General features: G+C 34.5%; 15 protein-coding genes and 1 tRNA gene. 5 read left to right on the top strand and 11 right to left on the bottom strand.

What is annotated here, in order from left to right; genetic code table 11:
- Nucleotides 1–225 precede the first annotated feature (225 nt).
- From RC62_RS16840 to RC62_RS16805, 8 genes are all read right to left on the bottom strand, one after another.
- Nucleotides 226–1,815, bottom strand: a complete 1,590-nt coding sequence (locus RC62_RS16840) for an alpha-amylase family glycosyl hydrolase (protein ID WP_055097303.1) — start codon at nt 1,813–1,815, stop codon at nt 226–228.
- A gap of 145 nt (nt 1,816–1,960) precedes the next feature.
- Complete coding sequence (locus tag RC62_RS16835) at nt 1,961–3,838, bottom strand: glycoside hydrolase family 13 protein (protein ID WP_055097302.1); 1,878 nt, start codon at nt 3,836–3,838, stop codon at nt 1,961–1,963.
- Nucleotides 3,839–3,850: 12 nt separating this feature from the next.
- A complete protein-coding gene (locus tag RC62_RS16830; protein ID WP_157472553.1) occupies nt 3,851–4,090 on the bottom strand; it encodes a hypothetical protein in 240 nt (79 codons plus the stop codon).
- A 152-nt stretch (nt 4,091–4,242) separates the two neighbouring features.
- Nucleotides 4,243–6,357 (bottom strand): glycoside hydrolase family 97 protein, encoded by a 2,115-nt coding sequence (locus tag RC62_RS16825; protein ID WP_055097298.1) that lies wholly within the window; start codon nt 6,355–6,357, stop codon nt 4,243–4,245.
- Nucleotides 6,358–6,383: 26 nt separating this feature from the next.
- Nucleotides 6,384–8,687 carry a glycoside hydrolase family 65 protein gene (locus RC62_RS16820; RefSeq protein WP_055097297.1) on the bottom strand — a complete coding sequence of 768 codons (2,304 nt, stop codon included), beginning with the start codon at nt 8,685–8,687 and terminating at the stop codon, nt 6,384–6,386.
- Between the two features lie 227 nt (nt 8,688–8,914).
- Nucleotides 8,915–9,568 carry a beta-phosphoglucomutase gene (gene pgmB, locus RC62_RS16815; protein ID WP_055097295.1) on the bottom strand — a complete coding sequence of 218 codons (654 nt, stop codon included), beginning with the start codon at nt 9,566–9,568 and terminating at the stop codon, nt 8,915–8,917.
- Between the two features lie 21 nt (nt 9,569–9,589).
- On the bottom strand, nt 9,590–10,942 hold the full coding sequence (locus tag RC62_RS16810) for an MFS transporter (protein ID WP_055097293.1): 1,353 nt from the start codon (nt 10,940–10,942) through the stop codon (nt 9,590–9,592).
- A gap of 180 nt (nt 10,943–11,122) precedes the next feature.
- Nucleotides 11,123–12,154, bottom strand: a complete 1,032-nt coding sequence (locus RC62_RS16805; RefSeq protein ID WP_055097291.1) for a LacI family DNA-binding transcriptional regulator — start codon at nt 12,152–12,154, stop codon at nt 11,123–11,125.
- Nucleotides 12,155–12,389: 235 nt separating this feature from the next.
- On the opposite strand from RC62_RS16805, the gene RC62_RS16800 reads away from it, so the two are divergent.
- The 3 genes from RC62_RS16800 to RC62_RS16790 are packed head-to-tail and all read left to right on the top strand — an operon-like array spanning nt 12,390 to nt 17,870.
- Entirely contained in the window at nt 12,390–15,365 is a 2,976-nt protein-coding gene (locus RC62_RS16800) for a SusC/RagA family TonB-linked outer membrane protein (protein ID WP_055097289.1), read from the top strand.
- Between the two features lie 37 nt (nt 15,366–15,402).
- Complete coding sequence (locus tag RC62_RS16795; protein WP_055097757.1) at nt 15,403–17,031, top strand: RagB/SusD family nutrient uptake outer membrane protein; 1,629 nt, start codon at nt 15,403–15,405, stop codon at nt 17,029–17,031.
- 17 nt (nt 17,032–17,048) lie between these two features.
- On the top strand, nt 17,049–17,870 hold the full coding sequence (locus RC62_RS16790; RefSeq protein ID WP_055097288.1) for a SusE domain-containing protein: 822 nt from the start codon (nt 17,049–17,051) through the stop codon (nt 17,868–17,870).
- Nucleotides 17,871–17,989: 119 nt separating this feature from the next.
- Here the strand turns inward: RC62_RS16790 and RC62_RS16785 are convergent, their stop codons facing one another.
- From RC62_RS16785 to RC62_RS16775, 3 genes are all read right to left on the bottom strand, one after another.
- Nucleotides 17,990–18,217 carry a DUF6814 family protein gene (locus RC62_RS16785; RefSeq protein ID WP_055097286.1) on the bottom strand — a complete coding sequence of 76 codons (228 nt, stop codon included), beginning with the start codon at nt 18,215–18,217 and terminating at the stop codon, nt 17,990–17,992.
- A gap of 11 nt (nt 18,218–18,228) precedes the next feature.
- Nucleotides 18,229–19,725, bottom strand: a complete 1,497-nt coding sequence (locus RC62_RS16780; protein ID WP_055097284.1) for an MFS transporter — start codon at nt 19,723–19,725, stop codon at nt 18,229–18,231.
- Nucleotides 19,726–20,183: 458 nt separating this feature from the next.
- Nucleotides 20,184–20,256: transfer RNA gene (locus RC62_RS16775), tRNA-Phe, on the bottom strand.
- Nucleotides 20,257–20,355: 99 nt separating this feature from the next.
- Here RC62_RS16775 and RC62_RS16770 point away from each other — a divergent pair.
- Together RC62_RS16770 and RC62_RS16765 are read left to right on the top strand one after the other, a co-directional pair.
- Nucleotides 20,356–21,087, top strand: a complete 732-nt coding sequence (locus RC62_RS16770; RefSeq protein ID WP_055097756.1) for a type III pantothenate kinase — start codon at nt 20,356–20,358, stop codon at nt 21,085–21,087.
- Entirely contained in the window at nt 21,084–22,316 is a 1,233-nt protein-coding gene (locus RC62_RS16765; RefSeq protein WP_055097282.1) for a hypothetical protein, read from the top strand. The genes RC62_RS16770 and RC62_RS16765 overlap by 4 nt, the downstream gene beginning before the upstream one ends.
- Nucleotides 22,317–22,319 lie beyond the last annotated feature (3 nt).

Genomic DNA, 22,319 nt, shown 5'->3' with positions numbered 1-22,319 from the left:
TTTGCAGATTGCTTCGCCTGTTCGCTATCGCTCGGGTGAGCAGATTTTTTTTAGAATATATTTATAAATAATTTGTATGCATAGATTTTTTAATCTGCCTTATCTCCAAAATCTGCGAGAGAAAGATTTTTAAAAGCTTAATCACAGCAGTACGAATTAGAAAAAAGTTAGCCACAGATTTGAAAATTCTTTTAATCTGTAGCTAAAAAACTTTGCGGTTAAAATCTATATTTTTTCTAATAAAACAAGTCCAAATTCAGAATCAATAATTGCTTTCCTGTTTTGGACTTCTGTTTCTTCACTAGAAAAAGCATCTCTTAATTTTGTTCCATCCTGAAAAATAGAATCAACAGGAAGTTCTTTTATTCCAATTCCTAAATCTAGACCAATGATGACCTGATCGGTATAATTTTCATTCGTATAACTTCTGGAAAAAATATAAGGCTGTTCTGAAATTAGTTTGTGTATTCCTGCACCAACTGCGGGATGATTTCTGCGAAATTGTCCCAATTTTTGCCAATGCCAAAGTATTTTCTGTGTTTCTTCGTCTGACTCAATATCATCCCAATTCATGAAAGATCGTAAAGTGGCATCGCCTTCTGTACCTTCGATTACAAGCGAACGGCCTGATTCATCGCCATAATAAATCTGAGAAATACCGGGAGAAAGCAATAGTTTTGTTCCGGATTCAAAAGTTCTGTTGCGATTACCATCAAAAGGATCAGGATCGTCGTGTGAGGATATATAATTAAGAATGCTGTAACCGTTTAATTCATTTTGAAGTCTATCTGAATATTTCGAAAATATAGCTTCATAATCATTTTGAGCATCATCTTTAAATTCAAAATTGATCATACTGTTAAAGCCATTCTGAAAATAATTTACTTTTCGATCTCCAAAATCATAATTTTGCCCACTGCTTATTGCATAACCATAAACTTCAGCAATGGTATAAAAAGGATTTTGATCTATTATTTCTGATGGATGATTTTTTTTCCAGGTTTCGAAAGCATATTCACATTCTTTTTTAAAATCAGCCCAAACGTTTTCTTCGGTATGTTTTACTGTATCGGCTCTGTAACCGTCAATACCGAATTCCAGAATATAATCTGTCAGCCATTTTATAATATAATATTTTGGTGATCGGGGATATTTTGTTCTTTCGAAAAACGCATCCAGTGTATTAATTTCTTTGTCATAACGCCCTTCATTTTTCCATTTTTCTATTAAAAAAGAAGGCAATGCTACATCTTGATTACTTTCGGTTCTTATATCCGGAAGATTATCTACCAAAGTACACATCGTTGTGTTTTCGAATGATTTATAATCACAGACAATTCCGGTTCTAACCCAATCTTCAGGCCAGACAGGATCTTCGGCAGTTACTGGTCCGGTATGGTTGATAACGCCGTCAAGCATAATTCTGATTCCTTTTTCATGTGCTTTTTTAATCAGATTGGTAAGATCTTCTTTGGTTCCGAAGTTTGGATCTAAAACCGTCCAGTCTCTTGCCCAATAACCATGATAACCATAACTAAGACCGGTTCCTTCATCGACACCATCGTGAATTTGTTCTACAATTGGCGTAAGCCAAATTACATTTATACCTAATTGATCAAAATAACCTTCATCAATTTTTTTGATAACTCCAATGATATCTCCGCCTTCAAAACCACGTAATTTTCCTGAGGTTTTGGTACGGTTAAAGTTGATATCGTTCGAAGGATTTCCGTTATAAAAACGATCGGTAAGTAAAAAATATATGTTTGCACCTTCCCAAACGAAAGGTGTTTTCGAAGTATTGTCTTTATTCATTAAAATTTATTTGTGCCAGAATATTAAAGATAAAGAAAAACCGCCACGAATTCACGAATTATATTTTATAAATATTCGTGAATTCGTGGCGGAAAAACATATGTTGAGTTAGACGCATTGCTGTGCGCCTAACCTTGCAACTTTCTTATTCTAATTCTAAAACAATAGCCGACTTAGGTTCTAAAGTAATTTCACTAACTAAATCAAATGTTTTTCCGGTCAAGACATCTTTTCCTGATTTAAAGTTTTTGATATTTTCTTTAAAACGATTTATTTTAACAACTTGTGCTGTAGCATTGTTATTAAAAACTACCATTACGGTTTTAGCATCCGTATATCTAAAATACACATAAGTATTGTTTTCTGGAATATAATGAGTCATTTTGCCGAAGTGAACGGCTTCATTTGATTTTCTCCAAGTGAATAATTTGGATGTAAAATCGAAGAATTTAGCTTGTTCAGCAGTTCTTCCTTCTTTTATAAAAGCATTGTTTTTATCACCGTTCCATCCACCCGGAAAATCCTGGCGAATGTCTGCGTCGCCATTTTTGCCTTTATCACCGCCCATTCCAATTTCTGAACCGTAATACAATTGTGGAATTCCACGAACGGTTGCCATCAATGTCATTACCAATTTGTATTTTGTAAAATCGTATTTATAAGTATGATTGATACGATCTGTATCGTGATTTTCGGCAAAAACCAAAATGTTGTCTGGATTTGGATACAAATAATCTAAAGCAAAATTGTTGTAGAATTTGATCATTCCATTGTCCCAGTTTGCATTATCGTCATTAAAGGCAGAACCAATTTGATCTTGCAAAGTAAAATCCATTACACTTGGTAAATTCGAATTGTAGTTTTCGATTGCACCAATTTTGCTGTCTTTTTGCCAATAAGCTAAATTCGCCTGATTGTGCATCCAGATTTCACCCACAATATTAAAATTAGGATATTCATTTGTAATTGCTTTAGCCCAATTTGCCATTGCAGTTGCATCAGAATAGTTATAAGTATCTACTCTGAATCCGTCAAGATTGGCAAATTCAATCCACCAAATGGCGTTTTGAGTTAAGTATTTTGCTACTAGAGGATTTCTTAAATTCAAATCCGGCATAGAAGGTACAAACCAACCATCAACGCAAACTTCCTGATCTAATTTTGAAGCGTGAATATCTGTAATTACCTCACGACGGTGATGTGTTTGTGTATAATTTTCGAATTGATTTATCCATGATTTCGTCGGTAAATCGGTGATCATCCAGTGTGTAATTCCCCAGTGATTGGTTACATAATCCATTACCAGCTTCATGTCTTTTTTATGCATTTCTGCAGACAAACGAGCATAATCATCGTTGGTTCCGTAACGCGGATCAATTTTGTAAACATCAGATTGTCCGTAGGTATGATATGAATGTTGTTTGTCGTTGTCTTCGCATAAAGGCGTACTCCAAATTGTAGTTGCACCAAGAGACGAAATATAATCCAGATTTTTAATAATTCCTTCAATATCGCCGCCGTGACGTCCGCTTGGATCCTGACGGTTTCCTTTTTCAGTTAAAATAGCATTACTGTCGTTTTTAGGATTTCCGTTCGCAAAACGATCCGGCATGATCAGGTAAATCATGTCAGATGCATCGTAACTTTTTCTGTCTGCCGAATTTGCTTTTCTTTCTTTAAGGGAATATTTCTGAGTAAAAGCTACTTTATTTTTGGTTTTGAAAGAGAAAACCAATTCAGAAGCTTTTAGGTTTTGTGTGTCAATTGTAACGAAAAGGTAATTTGGATTTTCTGTTTTTTCTACATTTTTAATCACCACATTATTTGAAACCGAAGCTTCATATTGTGCAATGTTTTTTCCGTAGAACATGATTTGTAGTTCCGGATTTTTCATTCCTGCGTACCAAAATGGCGGTTCTACTTTCTGGATTTGCGCTTTCGCGGAGGCTGAAAATAAAAGGACAAACAGGATTATTTTATATAATGAATGGTTTATCTTAATTGATGTTTTTGGAGTATTCATAATTTATATGGATTAATAAATATAATTTAAAATCACTAATGAGATTGTTAGTATTGAAAAAAAGCAAGCTAATCCCAAAGCTGAATTTCGTAAGATTATCAAGTTCTTTTTATTAAACTTATTAGCTTCATTTAAAACAAATAGTAATGAAATGATTGTGAATGTCAGACTCATTTTTATAAATGAATCAATCTCTTCAATAAAACTATATCCGTCTTCCTGAATATGCTTTGGTAAAGTATAATATGCCATTTTTGATAGTATAATTAGCATAATTACAAAAGCAGTAATTCTTATTGATAAGTATTTAACCATGAGGACTTGAATAATGTTATTAGTGAGAGGTATTCCTAAATTAAAAGCCAGAGTGATAATTTAAATCATTGCTCTGGCTTTTTAAAGTTTTATTTAGTTTCGATAATGCTTATGGCATAACCTCCGCCCGGAGCAGATAACTGCGATAATTTTGATTTGTTTGTTACAGCAATTTTCTTGATTGTGTAAGCTTGCGGATTTGTTTTATAATGCGCATCTTTTGCATCAGCATAGATTGTAGCGGTATATTTTTTACCTTTTTCAAGGAAGCTAAAATCAATGTTTGATGTACGAGGCGTTTCTCCGTTTACGTTTCCTACGAACCAGTTATTTGTTCCTTTTGCTTTACGGGCAACCGTGATAAAATCTCCTGGCTCAGCTTCGATATATTTACTTTCTGACCAGTCTACAGCTACATCTTTGATGAATTGGAATGCATCCGGGAAACGGTTGTAGTTCTCCGGAGTATCAGCTGCCATTTGCAATGGGCTGTACATAGTAACGTATAATGCTAATTGGTTTGCAATAGTACTGTTTACATGAGATTTGTTGTCAGGATTCATTTTGCTGATATCCATTTCGAAGATTCCAGGCGTGTAATCCATTGGTCCACCAATTAAACGTGTAAATGGTAAAACCGTTACGTGATTTGGTTTAGAACCTCCAAAAGCCTGGTATTCTGTTCCTCTAGCTGCTTCGTTTCCAATTAAATTTGGATACGTTCTTGCAATTCCTGTTGGGCGAACTGCTTCGTGAGCATTCACCATAATTTTATAATCAGCTGCTTTTTCGATAGCATATTGATAGTGGTTTACAATCCATTGGTTGTAATGGTTTTCACCGCGAGGTAAGATATCTCCAACATATCCGCTTTTTACAGCATCATATCCGTTGTCTTTCATGAATTGGTACGCTTTATCCATGTGGCGCTCGTAGTTACGAACTGAACCTGAAGTTTCATGGTGCATGATGATTTTGATTCCTTTAGATTTTGCGTATTCGTGCAAACCTTTTACATCAAAATCAGGATAAGGTGTTACGAAATCAAAAACATAATCTTTTGAGTGACCAAACCAGTCTTCCCAACCTTCGTTCCAACCTTCAACCAAAACAGCATCGAAACCATTTGCAGCAGCAAAATCAATGTATTTTTTTACGTTAGCATTATTAGCTCCGTGTGTTCCGCTTGGTTTTGCTTTAGAGAAATCAGAAACTCCCAATTGTACCGTTGGAAAATCATTGGTGTAGGACCAAGAGCTTTTTCCTGTAATCATTTCCCACCAAACACCAATATATTTTACTGGTTTAATCCAGGAAGTGTTTTCAATTTTTGATGGATCATTTAAGTTATAAGTCATTTTTGAAGACAAGATTTCTGTCGCATTATCGCTTACCATAATCGTTCTCCAAGGTGAATGACTTGGTGCTTGCATATATCCTTTATCACCTTTTGCATCTGGTGTTAACCAAGATTCGAAAATCATGTTTTTGTCATCAAGATTCAAGTGCATGCAAGAATAGTTGATCAAAGCTGCTTCGTGCAGGTTGATGTAGATTCCGTCAGCAGTTTTTAACATCAAAGATGTCTGAACTCCTGTTGGTGAAAAGTTTTTTTGCGAAACATTTGCTGTATATGCTTTTTGAGATAAACCTCTAATTTCAGATAATTTAGATTTTGTATAATCGTATTCCTGAGTATCATAATCTCCCGGAATCCAGAAAGCTGTGTGGTCGCCCGCCATTGCAAACTGAGTTCTTTCTTCTTTGATTACGAAGTAAGTAAGATTCTTTTGAGCCGGAAATTCATATCTAAATCCAAGACCGTCATCAAATAGACGAAAACGAATTATGATTTGTCTGTCAGTTCCTTTTTGATTTAAAGTTACTGCCAATTCATTATAATGATTTCTAATATTATCTACTTCTCCCCAAACCGGTTTCCAGGTTTCATCAAAAGTGGATGATTTTGTATCTGTAACAGTAAAATCATTCAATAAAGATTTTTTGTCATCTTTAAGTTCAAGACCTAATTTACTGGTTTTTACAACCTCTTTGTTTTTATACTTCAGATTATAAGTTGGAGTTCCGTCGTTTTGAAGCGAAAATTCCATTACGAACTTGCCTTCGGGTGATTTTAATTGTTGCGCTTCAGCAATTGAGCTAAAAGCAAACAAGATTAAACTTGCGAAAAATAAGTTTTTCATGTTTTTTAGTTTTAAGGGTATTGTATTTAATTTATTTGTACAAATTTACTTGCAATTATAGAATTTCCATTCACTACAATTGTTAAATCCTGATCACCATCTACAGTAAAATTGGTTTCATGATGATTGACATCCACTTTCAGAATTTGATTCCTAAAGTTGATTTTAAACGAATAACCGTCCCATTCTTTTGGAATTTTTGGAGAAAAATGAAGCTGGTCATTTTTAACACGCATTCCGCCAAAACCTTCCACAATACTCATCCAGGTTCCTGCCATTGAGGTAATGTGACAACCTTCTTCTACTTCTTTATTATAATCATCAAGATCAAGACGAGAAGTTCTTAAATAGAAGGTATACGCCATATCCATTTTGTCTAAAACGGCAGCCTGAATCGAGTGAACGCAAGGTGAAAGTGAACTTTCGTGAACCGTAAATGACTCGTAAAATTCGAAATTGCGTTTTAATTCTTCTTTAGAAAAATGATCTTCAAAGAAATAAAAACACTGTAAAACATCGGCTTGTTTGATGTAAGGCGAACGTAAAACACGATCCCAAGACCATTTTTGATTAATTGGACGTTGAGAACGATCTAAATCTTTTACAGGAACTAAATCTTTGTCTAAGAAACCGTCTTGCTGCAAGTAAATACCTAATTCCTCAGAAGTTGGGAAATACATATCATCAGCCACTTTTTTCCATTCCTGAATTTCAGAAGCCGAAAGATTTACTTTTTCTAAAATACGTTTGTGGTCTGCAGGATATTCTGCAGCTACTTTTATAATCTGTTCCGATGCATAATCAATACACCATTTTGCAATATAATTGGTATAGAAATTATTATTGATGTTATTCTCATATTCATTTGGACCTGTAACTCCAAGAATCACATATTGATTTTTTTCTTTAGAGAAAGAAGCTCTTTGGTGCCAGAAACGTGCAATACCAATTAGAACTTCCAGGCCTTTTTCAGGAATATAAGAGTAATCTCCGGTAAAACGGTAATAGTTATAAATCGCAAAAGCAATCGCACCATTTCTATGGATTTCTTCATGTGTGATTTCCCATTCGTTATGACATTCTTCACCATTCATGGTAACCATTGGATACAAAGCAGCGCCATTTTTGAAACCTAAATTGTCTTTGGCATTTTCGATTGCTTTATCTAATTGATTGAAACGGTATGTCAATAAATTACGTGCAACTTGCTGATCTTTTGTAGCCATATAAAACGGAATACAATACGCCTCAGTATCCCAATAAGTAGATCCGCCGTATTTTTCTCCGGTAAAACCTTTTGGACCAATATTCAAACGAGAATCTTTTCCTAAATAAGTTTGGTTCAATTGAAAGATGTTGAAACGAATTCCTTGTTGCGCTTTTACATCGCCATCAATGGTAATATCTGACATTTCCCAAATTTTTGCCCAAGCATCAATTTGATTTTGAAGTAATGCATCGTATCCTGAATTAAGGGCCGATTTTATTACTTTTTCGGCTGCAGCCAAAGTGTTATCATGGTTTAAAGAAACCGTATATCCTCCAATTTTCTGGATAGATGAGGTTTGCCCTTTTGCAATAATAGTTCCGTAAGTAAACTGAACTTTATCTGCAGTAGAATCGATTGTAGAAGGTGAAATATTTACATTTTCGCCATTTGCCAGAATCGTATTGTGCATGAAAGTAGTTACTTTAAAATGCGTTTTAAAAGTCTGAGCCGTTACAAAAGCTTCGTTTGTTCCTTTTTTTACTTCAAGAGGTTCCCAGAATTTTTCTTCCCAGTTAGCATCTTCATTGGTTACACCGGCATCAACATACGGTTTGTAAACAATTTTTGCATCTTTGTTTAAAGGTGTAATATCAAATTTAATAATTCCCGTTTCATCCAGATCCAAAGAAAGAAAACGACGTACGTTTACGGCAATTTCAGTTCCGTTTTTCAACGTAGCTTCAAAAGAACGATTGTACCAGCCTTCTTTCATATTCAATTCTCTGCGAAAATTTCTAACCTCGGTACACGTATTTAAATCAAGATTTTCTTCGTTGATTTCAACGTCAATTCCAATCCAGTTTGGAGCATTTAATACTTTTGCAAAATATTTTGGATATCCGTTTTTCCACCAGCCTACTTTAGTTTTATCCGGATAATAAATCCCGGCAATGTAACTTCCCTGAAAAGTTTCACCAGAATAAGTTTCTTCAAAATTGGCGCGTTGTCCCATAGCACCGTTTCCGATACTAAAAAGACTTTCAGACGATTTTACTCTTTCTACATCAAATCCTTCTTCTATTATGGACCAATTGTCTGGTTTTATATAATCTTGATTCATTTTTTTTAATTAGATAATTGGGCAATTAGATTAATTAGAAAATGTGCCAATTAGAAAATGAGATAATTATTTTCTTTTAGTGATCTTTAATCTGATTAATTGCTCGTTGTTTTACTATTTTACTTTTTAATTTAGATGATTTATATTTTTAAAATATCTAATTGATTTGTTAAATGCGGCATTATGAATTTTCTAATTATCAAATTGACACATTGCCACATTCTTCACTAACCGATTAGTTTCTCGATAAACTGTGCGTCGATTTCTGTAAAATCTTTAAAAATATAATCAGCTTCATGTAAAATTGTTTCCTCACCAATTCCTACACTTACCATTTCTCCTATGTTTGCTGCCTGAATTCCGGCAACAGAATCTTCAAACACAATTGAATTTTTTGGATCAATATGTAGTAATTGAGCCGCTTTTAAGAAAACTTCCGGATCTGGTTTTGCATTGGTAACATCGTTTCCGTCAACAATAACATCGAAATACGAAATGATTCCTGTTTTTTCAAGGATTGGTCTTGCATTTTTACTGGCAGAACCCAATGCAATTCCTTGATTTTTTTCTTTTAATAGCTGCAGAATTTTAAAAACTCCGGGAAGAATCTCACTTTCGTCCATGTCAACTAAATAAGATAAGTAATCTTCATTTTTTTGAATTAACCATTTGTCTTTGTCTTCCTGCGAAGCCTGAACATTTCCTAATTCAAGAATTATATCTAACGAACGTACGCGACTTACACCTTTGAGCAACTCGTTATCTTCGTGTGTGAAATTTATATTTAATGATTGAGCGATTTTCTGCCAAGCCAAAAAGTGATATTTAGCGGTATCGACAATTACGCCATCAAGGTCGAATATGAATGCTTTTTTGTTCATTATATGAGAAATTCTTCTTTATTATTTTTGAATAGTGTCGTCTACATCTTTTACTTTGTAAACTAAAAGAGCAGCGATTAAAAAGCTGACTCCGCTGGTAATTAAGGCGTAAATAGCATCGCCATTATAAAGGTATTTTACAATTGGACCTCCAATAAGAGCATTTACAATTTGAGGAATTACAACAAAGAAGTTGAAAATACCCATGTAAACCCCCATTTTTTTAGGAGCAATTGATCCCGCAAGAATAGCGTAAGGCATTGCCAGAATACTTGCCCAGGCAACACCAATTAAAATCATTGGCAATACAACCCAATCTTCATTTGGCATGAAATAAATAGAGATTAATCCAATTCCTCCAATGATTAATGAAAGTGCGTGAGTTGATTTTCGGCCAATTTTTTTAGCGATATAGGGTAAGAAAAACAGTGCGATAATAGCAGAAACTAAATTGTAAACTCCAAACAGAATTCCCACCCAATCTCCGGCATCTTGATATTGCTGGCTTGAAGTGTCGCTTAAAGGCAAACCGTAAATGTGGTGTGCAATTGCAGGAGTTGTAAAAACCCACATACCAAATAATCCAAACCAGGAAAAAAATTGCACCCAACTTAGCTGACGCATTGTTGTTGGCATTTTTGCAAAGTCTGTAAAAATGTCTGTAAGTTTTGATTTTTCTTCAGAAGGAATATCCACTTCACTTTGTGGATCTTCAAAATTGGCTAATTCTTCGGGAGTATATTCTTTGGTTGTAAACAATGTTACCAAAATTGAACCTATTAAAACGGCTGCTCCAATTATAAATGATAATTTCAGATTTAAAGGAATACTTCCGGGAATGGCATTGTTTGAAATATGAAAATATTTCGTTAAAACATACGGTAATGCTGAACCAATTACGGCCCCAAAACCAATTAATGAAGTTTGAATACTGAAACCTGCAGTACGCTGATCTGTTCTTAAATTATCACCAACCAAAGCACGAAAAGGCTCCATGGCAATGTTAAAAGAAGCATCCATGATCATTAACATTCCTGCTCCAACCCATAAAGCAGGCAATACTGAAATGAAAATGTTAGCTTGCGGCATTAAAATTAATCCTACCGAAGCTAAAATAGCGCCTACAAGAAAAAACGGCTTTCGTCTGCCAAATCGTCCCCAGGTTTTATCGCTATAATGACCAATTACTGGCTGAACAATTAATCCCATAAGCGGAGCAATAATCCAGAACCATGAAAGTTCATGTACGTCGGCACCAAAAATTTGAAGAATTCTGCTGGCATTTGCATTCTGAAGTGCAAACCCCATTTGTATTCCCAGGAATCCGAAACTCATGTTCCAAATTTCCCAGAAACTTAATTTACGCTTTTCCATTATCGTAATTAAAGAATTAATTAGACGATAAGCGCTTTGCTTATCAAAACTTACTGTTTTTTTCGAAGTAAAAGTAAAAGCTTTGACGGCGGTAAAAGTATAAATTATTTTTAGATATATGCTAACAAAAAAGCCACAAATATTATTTATGGCTTTAGAATGTATTTGATTTTAAGAAAATTAGTCAGTAGATTCTCTTTTTATAAGATGCGTTTCGATAACTTCAGTAGTATAATTTTCATTTTCTTCTTCGTCGTCATTATGTTCTGCTTCGAGCCTTTCGATCAGCATTTTAGCCGCTTTATTTCCCATTTTTTCACCACTTTGGCTTACTGTTGTAATACTTGGGGTTGAGTATTTTGAGATAATTCCGTCAGTAAAAGCAATTACGGCAAGATCTTCCGGAACTTTAAGTCCCATTTTGCTTGCTGTTTTGATAATTGTTACGGCAAAAAGCTCGTTTACAGCAAAAACGGCATCAAAAGCCCTGTCGTGTAAAAGTTGGCTTATCGTGATTTCGCAGGTATCAACATCTTCAATTTTTATGATTAAATCTTCATTAAATGGTAATCCGTTGTCCAGAAGTGCTTTTTCGTAACCATCTGTTCTCAATTTTCCAACACTTACATAATCAACAGTAGTAACAAGAGCGATTTTTTTTCGGCCATTATCAATCAAACTCTGAACGGCTTCATAAGCGGCAGCTTTATCATCAATAATCACTTTATCGCATAAAATATCATTGGTCACACGGTCAAACATGACAACGGGCATTCCTTGATTTATAACTTCGGTAATGTGGTGAAAATCACCTTTATACTGGGTTTCTTTAGAAAGTGACATGATAAAACCATCGATACTTCCGTTGGCTAGCATTTCCATATTCAGGACTTCTTTATCAAAAGAATCGTCAGATAAACATATGACAACACTATAGCCATTTTCGTTAGCCACCTGCTCGATTCCGTTGATTACAGTAGAGAAAAAATAATGTACAATTTCCGGAATAATAATACCAATACTTTTGGTTTTTCGATTTTTTAAACTAAGGGCAATATTGTTTGGTTTGTAGTTGTAAAACTTTGCAAAAGCTTGGACTTTAAGGCGGGTTTCTTCTCCTATTTCAAGGCTGTTTCTAAGTGATTTTGAGACAGTTGAAATAGACACGTCAAGTTCCTTCGCAATCTGTTTTAAGGTTATTTTGCGTTTCATAGTTATTATTGAAAAAAATCTAATTATTAATAAAGGTATCTTTTATTTTTTGATTTGTCATTTTTTGACTGAAAAGATTACAAAATATAGAAAGTTTTCAACACTATCACGTTTTCGTAATCCAATATAAATTGTAACTGGTTGGCCGTGTTAATAAATTCCTAATTTTGAAATTCGAAGTAAAATTAAAAACTTAACTAACAATCAAAAACTCAAACTAATTTAAACAAAAAGTATGAAAACAATTTATAAAAAGTTGTTATTTTTATTCTTACTGTTACCGTTTACTGTACTAGCTCAAAGTACTTTAAAAGGAACAGTTGCTGATCAGGCAACGGGACAACCAATCCCGGGAGTAAATGTAAGTGTACAGGGTGCTCCGGGCGGAACATCAACAGATTTTGACGGTAAATTTCAGTTATCTAATTTAAAAAATGGAGACAAAATTTTGGTTTCATTTATTGGATATAAAACGTCAACTGTAACTTTTAATGGTCAACAAACATTAAGCGTTTCTTTAGAAGAAGATACAAATCAACTTAAAGAAGTTGTGGTACAAGTAGGTTACGGTACTGTTAAGAAAAAGGATGCTACAGGTTCTGTATCTCAAATTGCAGCGAAAGATTTTAATAAAGGAATCAACGTAACTCCTGAGACTTTAATCAGTGGTCGTATTTCTGGTGTAAATGTAACTGGAGGAGGTGCTCCGGGAGCTAAAGCAGATATTAGAATTCGTGGAGGATCATCTTTAAATGCTTCAAATGAGCCTTTGATCGTTCTGGATGGACTTCCGTTAAGTAATGCTGTGCCAAGTGGTTCTACAAGTATTCTATCTACAATTGATCCTAATGATATTGAATCATTTACGGTTCTTAAAGATGCATCTGCAGCAGCGATCTACGGGTCCAGAGCAGCAAATGGTGTAATCGTTATTACGACTAAAAAAGGAAGTAAAGGTGGTGTAAAAGTTAACTTCAGTTCTCAGATAGGTATCAATACAGTGGCTAATACAGTAGATGTAATGAGCGCAGATCAATACAGAGAATTGGTAAAGACTAAAGGTTCGCCAGCTCAACAAGCTTTATTGGGGAATGCAAATACAAACTGGCAAGATGAAATTTTTCATACAGCCCTGACAACTAACAATAATATATCTGTAAGTGGTTCTTTGTTCAACAAATTGCCTGTGCGTTTATCTGTTGGAAATGTTGATAATCCAGGAATCCTAAGAAACACTTCTTTTGAAAGAACTACGACATCGATATCGTTAAATCCTGTTCTTTTTGACAATCACTTGAAAATTGATATTAGCGGAAATTTATCTTTTGGTAAAAATCAATTTCAGGACGAGGGTGGAGTTATTGGAAGTGCTATTGGATTTGATCCTACACAACCGGTTTATCAGGCAGGTTCTCGTTACGGAGGATATTTTGAATGGTTAGAGCCAACTGGAAACTTACCTTTATTACCGGCAAGAAATCCTGTTGCAAGATTAAATCAGGATAACAGAAGAGCAACTTCAACCAGAAAATGGGGGAATGTGAGAGTAGATTATAAACTTCATTTCTTTGAAGATTTAAGAGTTGTTGCAGAAGCAGGTATCGATAGATTTGATAGTAGCGGATATACAGAAGTAAGTACACAAAGTGCATTAGGATATCAGCCAAAAGCATTTAGTGATCCGGCTTATGTAAATTTAGGAAACTACAGTAACTATACTGATGCGCTTCAAAATAAAAACTTAAATGCTTATTTTAACTATACTAAAGATATAGGAAAAATTAAAATTGATGCAACTGCAGGTTATAACTACCAATTGTTTCAAAAAGAGAAATATTCATCTGGAGAAACCAGACAGCCAAATCCTAATGAGGATGTTGCTACAGATCCTGATGTTAACTTACAATCGTTCTTCGGACGTTTGAATTTAGGGTATGACAGTAGATATTTATTGACTTTAAATTATAGAAGAGACGGAACTTCTCGTTTTTCTGAAGATAACAGATGGGGGAATTTTGCAGGTGGTGCTTTTGCATGGAATTTATCTGAAGAAGCTTTCTTAAAAGGTAATTCAACTGTCTCTACTTTAAAATTAAGAGTTGGTTACGGAACAACAGGACAACAGGATATCTCGGCTCAGTATGATTATTTACGCAGAGTAACTCTTGGAACAATTAATTCGCAATACATTTTTGGAAATACTATTTATTCAACTGCGAGACCAGAAGGATATAATGAAAATATTAAATGGGAAGAATTAACAGAGTCTAACATTGGTATCGATTACGGATTCTTAAACGACAGAATTACAGGATCTATTAACTATTTTGATAAAAAATCTACAGATTTATTAGCAGATATTGCGGTTCCTGATGGTGCAAATCTTAGAAATCAAGGTTTCTTTAATATTGGTAGTGTAAGAACAAAAGGGGTTGAATTTAGTATTGCTTCTGATATTATAAAAAGCGATAATTTGACTTGGAATGTAGCTTTTAATACGACTTATATCGATCAGAATATTTCTGAGTTAGGAATTACAGTTCCTGGTTTTCAAGGATATTTGACCGGAGATAATATCGCCGGTGGAAACGGGAATAAAATCCTTATTAACTCAGTAGGATATTCTCCAAATTCATTCTTTGTATATGAGCAATTATACGATGCAAACAAAAGACCAATTGCAGGTGCTTATGTAGATAGAAACGGAGATGGAAAAATTGATACAGGTGACCGTTACAGAGCTGGAAAAGCGGCTCCTGATTATACGTTTGGTTTGTTTTCTACATTAAACTACAAAAAGTTTGATTTTACAATGAACTGGAGAGCAAGTGTAGGTAATAAAATTTTTGATAACGTAAGTTCAAATTTAGGTTATTCTGATGCTGGATTAAGAAGACAAACTGATTTGTCTAACGTAAGTTCAGATTACTATAATACTGGTTTTACTTTTGAAGATAATGGTACATCTCGTTACTTGTCTGACTATTTTGTAAAAGATGCTTCTTTTATCAAATTAGATAACGTTACACTTGGATATACTTTTGATAAAACCATCATAAAAGCAGCTTCTTTAAGATTTACAGCTGGAGTTCAGAATGTTTTTATTCTAACAAAATACAATGGTTTAGATCCTGAGAAATTCAACGGAATTGATAATAATGTATATCCAAGAGCAAGAACATTCTTGTTTGGGGTAAATGCGAATTTCTAATAGTAGACTGAAAATCAAAAATTTAAAAACAAACAAAATGAAAATATCATTTAAATATATATCTTATTTTTTCCTATTCGTTTTAGGATTAAGTATGACGCTTACTTCGTGTACGGACGACTTAAACGTGACGCCAAAGGATGATGATGAATTTTTATCAGAAACCTTTTTTCAAGATCCAGCATCGTACAAAGAAGTTTTGGCTAAATTATACGCAGGTTTGTATGTGGGTGGTAATGATGGTGATGGTGATGCTGCCATACCTGGAAAAAGCCCGGATATTGCAGGACTTGGTGGTGACTTTAGCAGTTACTTAAGATTACTTTTTGTAACACAGGAATTTACTACAGACGAAGCAATTATTGCATGGGCAGATGGTACTTTACCAACATTGAACGCTCAAACATGGTCTCCTGCAAATGAATTTTTGGAAGGAACTTTCTCAAGAGCATTTTACCATATTAGTGTTGCTAATGAGTTTTTAAGACAAACTACAGATGAGAAATTAACGGCAAGAGGTGTTGATGCAAACTTAAAAGCTGATATCGCTAACTTTAGAGCCGAAGCTCGTTTTTTAAGAGCTTTCTCTTATTATAACTTAATGGATTTGTTTGGAAATGTGCCAATTACAACAGAAAAAGACCCTGTTGGATTCTTTTATCCGGAACAAAAAACAAGAGCAGAAGTTTTTGCTTTCGTTGAGTCTGAATTGAAAGACCTGGACAATAGTTTAGTGGCTTCAAAAGCAAATGAATATGGAAGAGTTGATAAAACGGCTGCTAAATTTTTATTGGCACAAGTTTATCTGAATGCTAAAGTATATATAGGTGTAGATAAAAATAATGAAGCTGCAATATTGTGTAACGAAATCATTACTAGTTCAGGATATACTTTTGCAAATGTTCCTTACCGTTATTTATTCTCTGCTGATAATAATAGAAATGGTGCTCAGTCTGAAGTTATCTTCCCAATTGTTGGTGATGGTAATGCCATTAGAGCAACCGGTGGAGGTATGAGTTTTATTATGCACGCTTCTATTGGAGGCAGCATGGATGCTGCATCAAGAGGAATGGATGGTGGATGGCAAGGGATTAGAACTCGTAGAGAGTTTGTAAATCTTTTTCCTGACGAAACTGCAACCGGAGATAAAAGAGGTACGTTTTATACAAACGGGCAATCTAAAGACATTAAGAATGTTTCGACTTTTACAGATGGTTATGCAGTAACAAAATACATCAATAAAAATGCTGATGGTTCTGCAGCACAAAGAAATGATATCCCGGATATCGATTTCCCAATGTTCAGATTAACTGATGCTTATTTAATGTATGCCGAAGCAACTCTTAGAGGAGCTGCAAGCGGAAATCTTGCAACAGCTTTAGGTTATGTAAATCAAATTAGAGCAAGAGCAAATGCACAAGCAATTACACTTCCTCAGTTAACTCTTGATTTTATCCTGGATGAAAGAGGAAGAGAGTTATTCTGGGAATGTCACAGAAGAACGGATTTAATTCGTTTTGGAAAATTTAGTGGTTCTGCTAAGATCTGGCAATGGAAAGGCGGTTCTATAAATGGTAATGCTACAGAGTCATTTAGAGATTTAATGCCTATTCCTGCAAGAAATATTCAGGCAAATCCAACTTTGAAACAAAACCCTGGATACTAACTTTATAAAACATTAAAATGAAAAATATATATAAAATTTTAATCGCATTTATTGGTGTTTTGGTGGTTTCATGTAATGCTGATGATGTTGAGAACAGACCTGTTATTGATGCAGCAACTGCTCCGGTATTATTAACACCAAAATCTGATTTTAGTATTGTACTATCAAAAGAAACTGAGAAAAATGTTGCAACAACGGTTACTTGGAATAAAGCAACTTATACCGTGCCTCAGGCAATAATAAATTACACTATTCAGGTTGCAAAAGCCGGAACTAATTTCGCTAACCCAATAACTGTAATGAGCACAACTGGTATTTCGCAAGAGGTAACAGTAGAAGAATTAAATTCTGCATTAGTAAACGGTGGTTTTGTAGAGAAAGAAGTAAACAATGTTGATATTCGTATTAGATCTGTTGTAGGAGCTTCAGGGATTCCTCAATACTCTAATAGTTTTACAATCAAAGCAACGCCTTATCATGTACCATTGGCTAGTTCTCACTGGTTAGTTGGAGCAGCTACACCTGGAGGATGGTCTTGGGATGGCGATGCTGAAACTGAGTTTCCTTTAGTTGCAGGTCAAAGTAATATCTATCAGGTTACTATTGTTCTTAAAAGCGGAGAAGGATTTAGAGAATTTATAAAAAATGACTTCACAAGTGGTGGTAACTGGGGTGGAGACAACAGTCATAACTTTACCTACTATTCAGGATTAGGTTATGCTATTGACTCAGAATTAGTAAATGCAGGTGACGGAGATTCTAACTTTAAATATATTGGACCTACAGGATCCAGAGTATTAAAAATTGACAACGTTGCAAAAACAATAACATTAGATTAATTTCTTAATGTAAATAAATTAGGGCTACTGTTAAGTAGCCCTTTTGTCTTAGACAAGATAAAAATTTGGTTATGTTAGTAATGTAAAGGGGCTGTCTGTAAAAAGGCAGCCCTTTTATTTTACATTTTTTCTTTGTTGTATTCCCCAATTACGGCAAAATACCCAAAGCTTCCCAGTCCTAAAACAATAAGCGGAGTAAGGATAAAAAGGATAATGATTCCAAAGACTAAATCGTCTTGTTTGTCTGATAGAAGTTTGGGTAAACCAAATTCAAATACGCAAAAATAAGCCGCTGCAACCGCAAGAACAATCCATAAAACACCTAAAATTTGTTTGATCGCATTCATAATTATTTATATTAAAGGTGATTAGTTTTGTTTTTATTATCGATATAAATCATTCCTATTACGAAGCAAATCGAGGCTATAATAATAGGATACCAAAGTCCGTCAAGATAAAATTCAGGTTTTCCGGCTTCTTTTGAATGAGTTACAAAATACGTTGATATTGCAGGAAGTAAACCTCCAAAAATACCATTCCCAACATGATATGGCAGCGACATCGAAGTATATCTGATTTTTGTTGGAAACATTTCTACCAGAAAAGCCGCGATAGGTCCATAAACCATTGTAACAAATAACACCTGAATGAAAACTAAAAATATTAATGTCCACTCGTCTGCTGAATTTATAGTGATCGAAATACTATTTTGAGATTCTTTTTTATTAGCAAAATCTGTCCTCTTTTCGATATACGTAGTTCCGTCAGTATAGGTTTTTGCAATTGAGGTTATTATGTCCTTATTTTTTGTTTTTTCAACACTTTGACTTCTTTTGTCTGTGATTTCGGTTTTATGAGTAACATCTGTGGTGTTGTACATCATTTTATAGATTGGTCTGTAAAATATAATAGCGAGCAGCATTCCGCTCATCATAATATATTTTCTGCCTACTTTGTCACTTAACCATCCAAAAACTATAAAAAACGGAGTTCCTATTAATAATGCAATTCCCAATAATCCATCTACTTGAGAGGAATCGATGTTCATTACGGTTTTCATAAAGCTCATGGCGTAGAATTGTCCGGTATACCAAACTACACCCTGTCCCATCGTAGCGCCAAATAAAGCCAGTAAAACAAATTTTAGGTTATATCGGTTTCCAAAACTTTCCTTTAACGGATTTGTACTCGTTGTACCTTCTTTTTTAGCTTTTGCAAATACAGGAGATTCATCCATGTTTTTACGAATCAAATATGAAACTCCTACCATTACAATAGAAACCCAAAACGGAACACGCCATCCCCAGGAATCAAAATCTTCAGAAGAAAGTACATTTTTTGTAGCCAGAATAACCATTAATGAAATAAATAAACCAACTGTAGCCGTGGTTTGAATCCAGGAAGTCCAATATCCTTTTTGTCCCACCGGAGCATGTTCAGCAACATAAGTAGCTGCTCCGCCATATTCTCCGCCTAAAGCCAAACCTTGTAATAAACGCAGAATCAGGACTAATAGAGGTGCCATAAAACCAATGGTTTCATAACTGGGAATGCAGCCTATTAAAAAAGTTGATCCGCCCATTAATAATAAAGTAGCCATAAAAGTATATTTACGGCCAATGATATCGCCAAGTCTTCCAAAGAATAATGCCCCAAAAGGGCGAACTACAAATCCTGCTGCAAAAGTGGCTAAGGTCGATAAAAACGCTGCGGTAGGATTATCACTGGGGAAAAATTTAGTGGAGATTACAACGGCTAAACTTCCAAAAATATAAAAATCATACCACTCGATCATTGTGCCCATTGATGAGGCCGAAATTACTTTCCAAATACCTTTTGTAGAAGTTTTGCCCATAAAATGCTATGTGTTTTTAGTAATAAATAAAATCATTAAGTATCATTTTACGAATATATAAGATATTTTTTTATTTAGTTGATACTTTTTTAACAAAAAGCGCTTAATTATTAACTTATGGGTTTTTAGTACTATTAATTGCATTAAAACTCGGGCTGAATCTTTACCAGAAATGAATGCTAAAATTTTACTATGTAATTATGTTGAGGAAAATCTGCTCAATTTGCAAAATCTGCGTTAAAAAAAACAGAAAGGTTCATAAAGCTATAATAGTGTATTCTTGTCATTTCTAGGAACGAGAAATCCCATCCAAAGAGCAACGAAGCCGTGAATATGTAATGTGATTTCTCGTTCCTCGAAATGACAAACTAGCAGTAAAACGTATTGGAATTAGATTGGAATTTTTAAAGAAGTATTAAAAACAAAAAACCCGAATATTGCTATTCGGGTTTTAACGGTGGTGCCTCCAGGGATCGAACCAGGGACACATGGATTTTCAGTCCATTGCTCTACCATCTGAGCTAAGGCACCGTGCTGATTGCGGGTGCAAAGATAGAATCATTTTTCGTTTATCCAAAACATTTTTAAAAAAAAATGAATTCGTATCTTCGCGTTTATAAAAATGTAAACATGATTTTAACTGTCGATGTTGGTAACACTCGAATTAAAGCAGCTGTCTTTGAGGAAAATACTGTTCTGGAGAATTTTGTTTTTGAGAAAAACGAACTTGAAAAAAGAATTAAAAAAATTTTAGAAAAATTTCAAAATTGCTCTGATTTGGTTGTTGCATCTGTTGGAAATGTAGAAAAAAAATCTTTTTTGGCTTTCGAAAATGATTTGAATATTCATTTTTTAACTCATGAAGACGATTTTCCGTTTATAAATAAATATGCCACCCCAAAAACTTTAGGAATTGACAGAATGGTTTTGGCAGCCGGGGCAACTTTGCAGTTTCCTAAACAAAACAGATTAGTGATTGATGCAGGAACTTGTATTACCTACGATTTTATCGACGAAAACGATAATTATCTTGGCGGGGCGATTTCTCCTGGCTTAAGATTACGTTATGAAGCCCTGCACAATTACACGGCCAGACTGCCTTTGTTAACTTTCGAATTGCCGGAACAATATATAGGTAACTCTACAGCGCAGGCAATTCATTCCGGAGTTGTAAATGGCTTCGTCTATGAGATTGACGGTTTTATCGATGAATATCGGGCAAACTTTTCAAATTTTATAATAATTTTAACGGGAGGAGATGCAGATTTTTTGGCTAAACGATTAAAAAATACCATATTTGCCAATTCAAATTTTCTATTAGAGAGTTTGAACCAAACATTTCAATATAAAAATCGACAATGATTAAAAAAATTATAGTAAGCGCTTGTTTGCTTATCTCGTTCGTTTCATTTGCTCAACAGGGTACTGCTTCTCCTTATTCTTTCTTCGGGATTGGTGATGTCAGATTTAAAGGGACTCTGGAAAACAGGTCTATGGCCGGGGTTTCGGTAGAGCAGGATAGTATCCATTTGAATATTGAAAATCCGTCCAGTTACGCCAGTTTGGGACAAACTACTTTTACTGTTGGAGGTACTTTTGCAAGTTCAGTACTAAAAACTACTGAGAAATCTGAAAAAGCACAAAGATCAACTTTTGATTATTTAGCTGTTGGAATCCCAATGGGAAAATTTGGTGCAGCATTTGGTTTGATTCCCGTAAGTTCAGTTGGATATAAAATTCAAAATGACAATACAGGAACAGAAGGAGCGACAAGTACGCAGCTTCAGGGAAAAGGTGGAGTTAACAGAGTGTTTTTTGGTTTAGGATATAAAATTAAGAAAAACTGGACTATTGGTGCTGATGCACAATATAATTTTGGTAAAATTACAACAACAAGTGTTGAGCTTGTTACTGGAGTTCAAAATGCTACTGCAGAAACAAATGCATCTGAGTTATCTGGTGTTGGTTTTAATATTGGAACCATGTATCAAACAAAAATTGATAAAAAATTGACTTTGTTTACCAGTTTGAATTATACTTTTGCAAGTAATCTAACCGCAAATAATACAAGAGTTATTTCAGTAGATGGTGATGCTGATCCTTATGAAGGAGCTCCACATGAAGATAAATTAAAGATACCAAACAAAGTAACATTTGGTGCTGGTATTGGGCAGCCTAGAAAATGGTTGGTAGGTACAACATTTGCGTTTCAGGGTAACGGACAACTTGCTAATTATTACAATGCGGCAGATAACATAAGTTATGAAAAATATCAAAAATATGCAGTAGGTGGATATTATATTCCTAATTATGCATCGTTTACAAGTTACTTAAGCAGAATTACATACAGAGCAGGTTTAAAATATGAAAAACTTGGATTGATTGTTAATAACGAATCAATCAATGATGTTGGAATGTCTTTAGGTGCAGGAATTCCTTTAGGAAATGGTTCTTTTTCTAATGTTAACGTTGGTATAGAATTTGGAAAAAGAGGTACTACTTCAGCAGCTTTAGTTCAGGAAAATTATTTCAACTTTAGTTTGAGTTTCTCTTTTAACGACAGATGGTTCGTGAAAAGCAAATTCAACTAATTG

Source organism: Flavobacterium aquidurense, from assembly GCF_001404985.1.
In the GTDB taxonomy this organism is placed as follows: domain Bacteria; phylum Bacteroidota; class Bacteroidia; order Flavobacteriales; family Flavobacteriaceae; genus Flavobacterium; species Flavobacterium aquidurense_B.
Note: the sequence above shows the minus strand (reverse complement) of the source record. Positions and strands in the feature narration are given on the sequence as shown.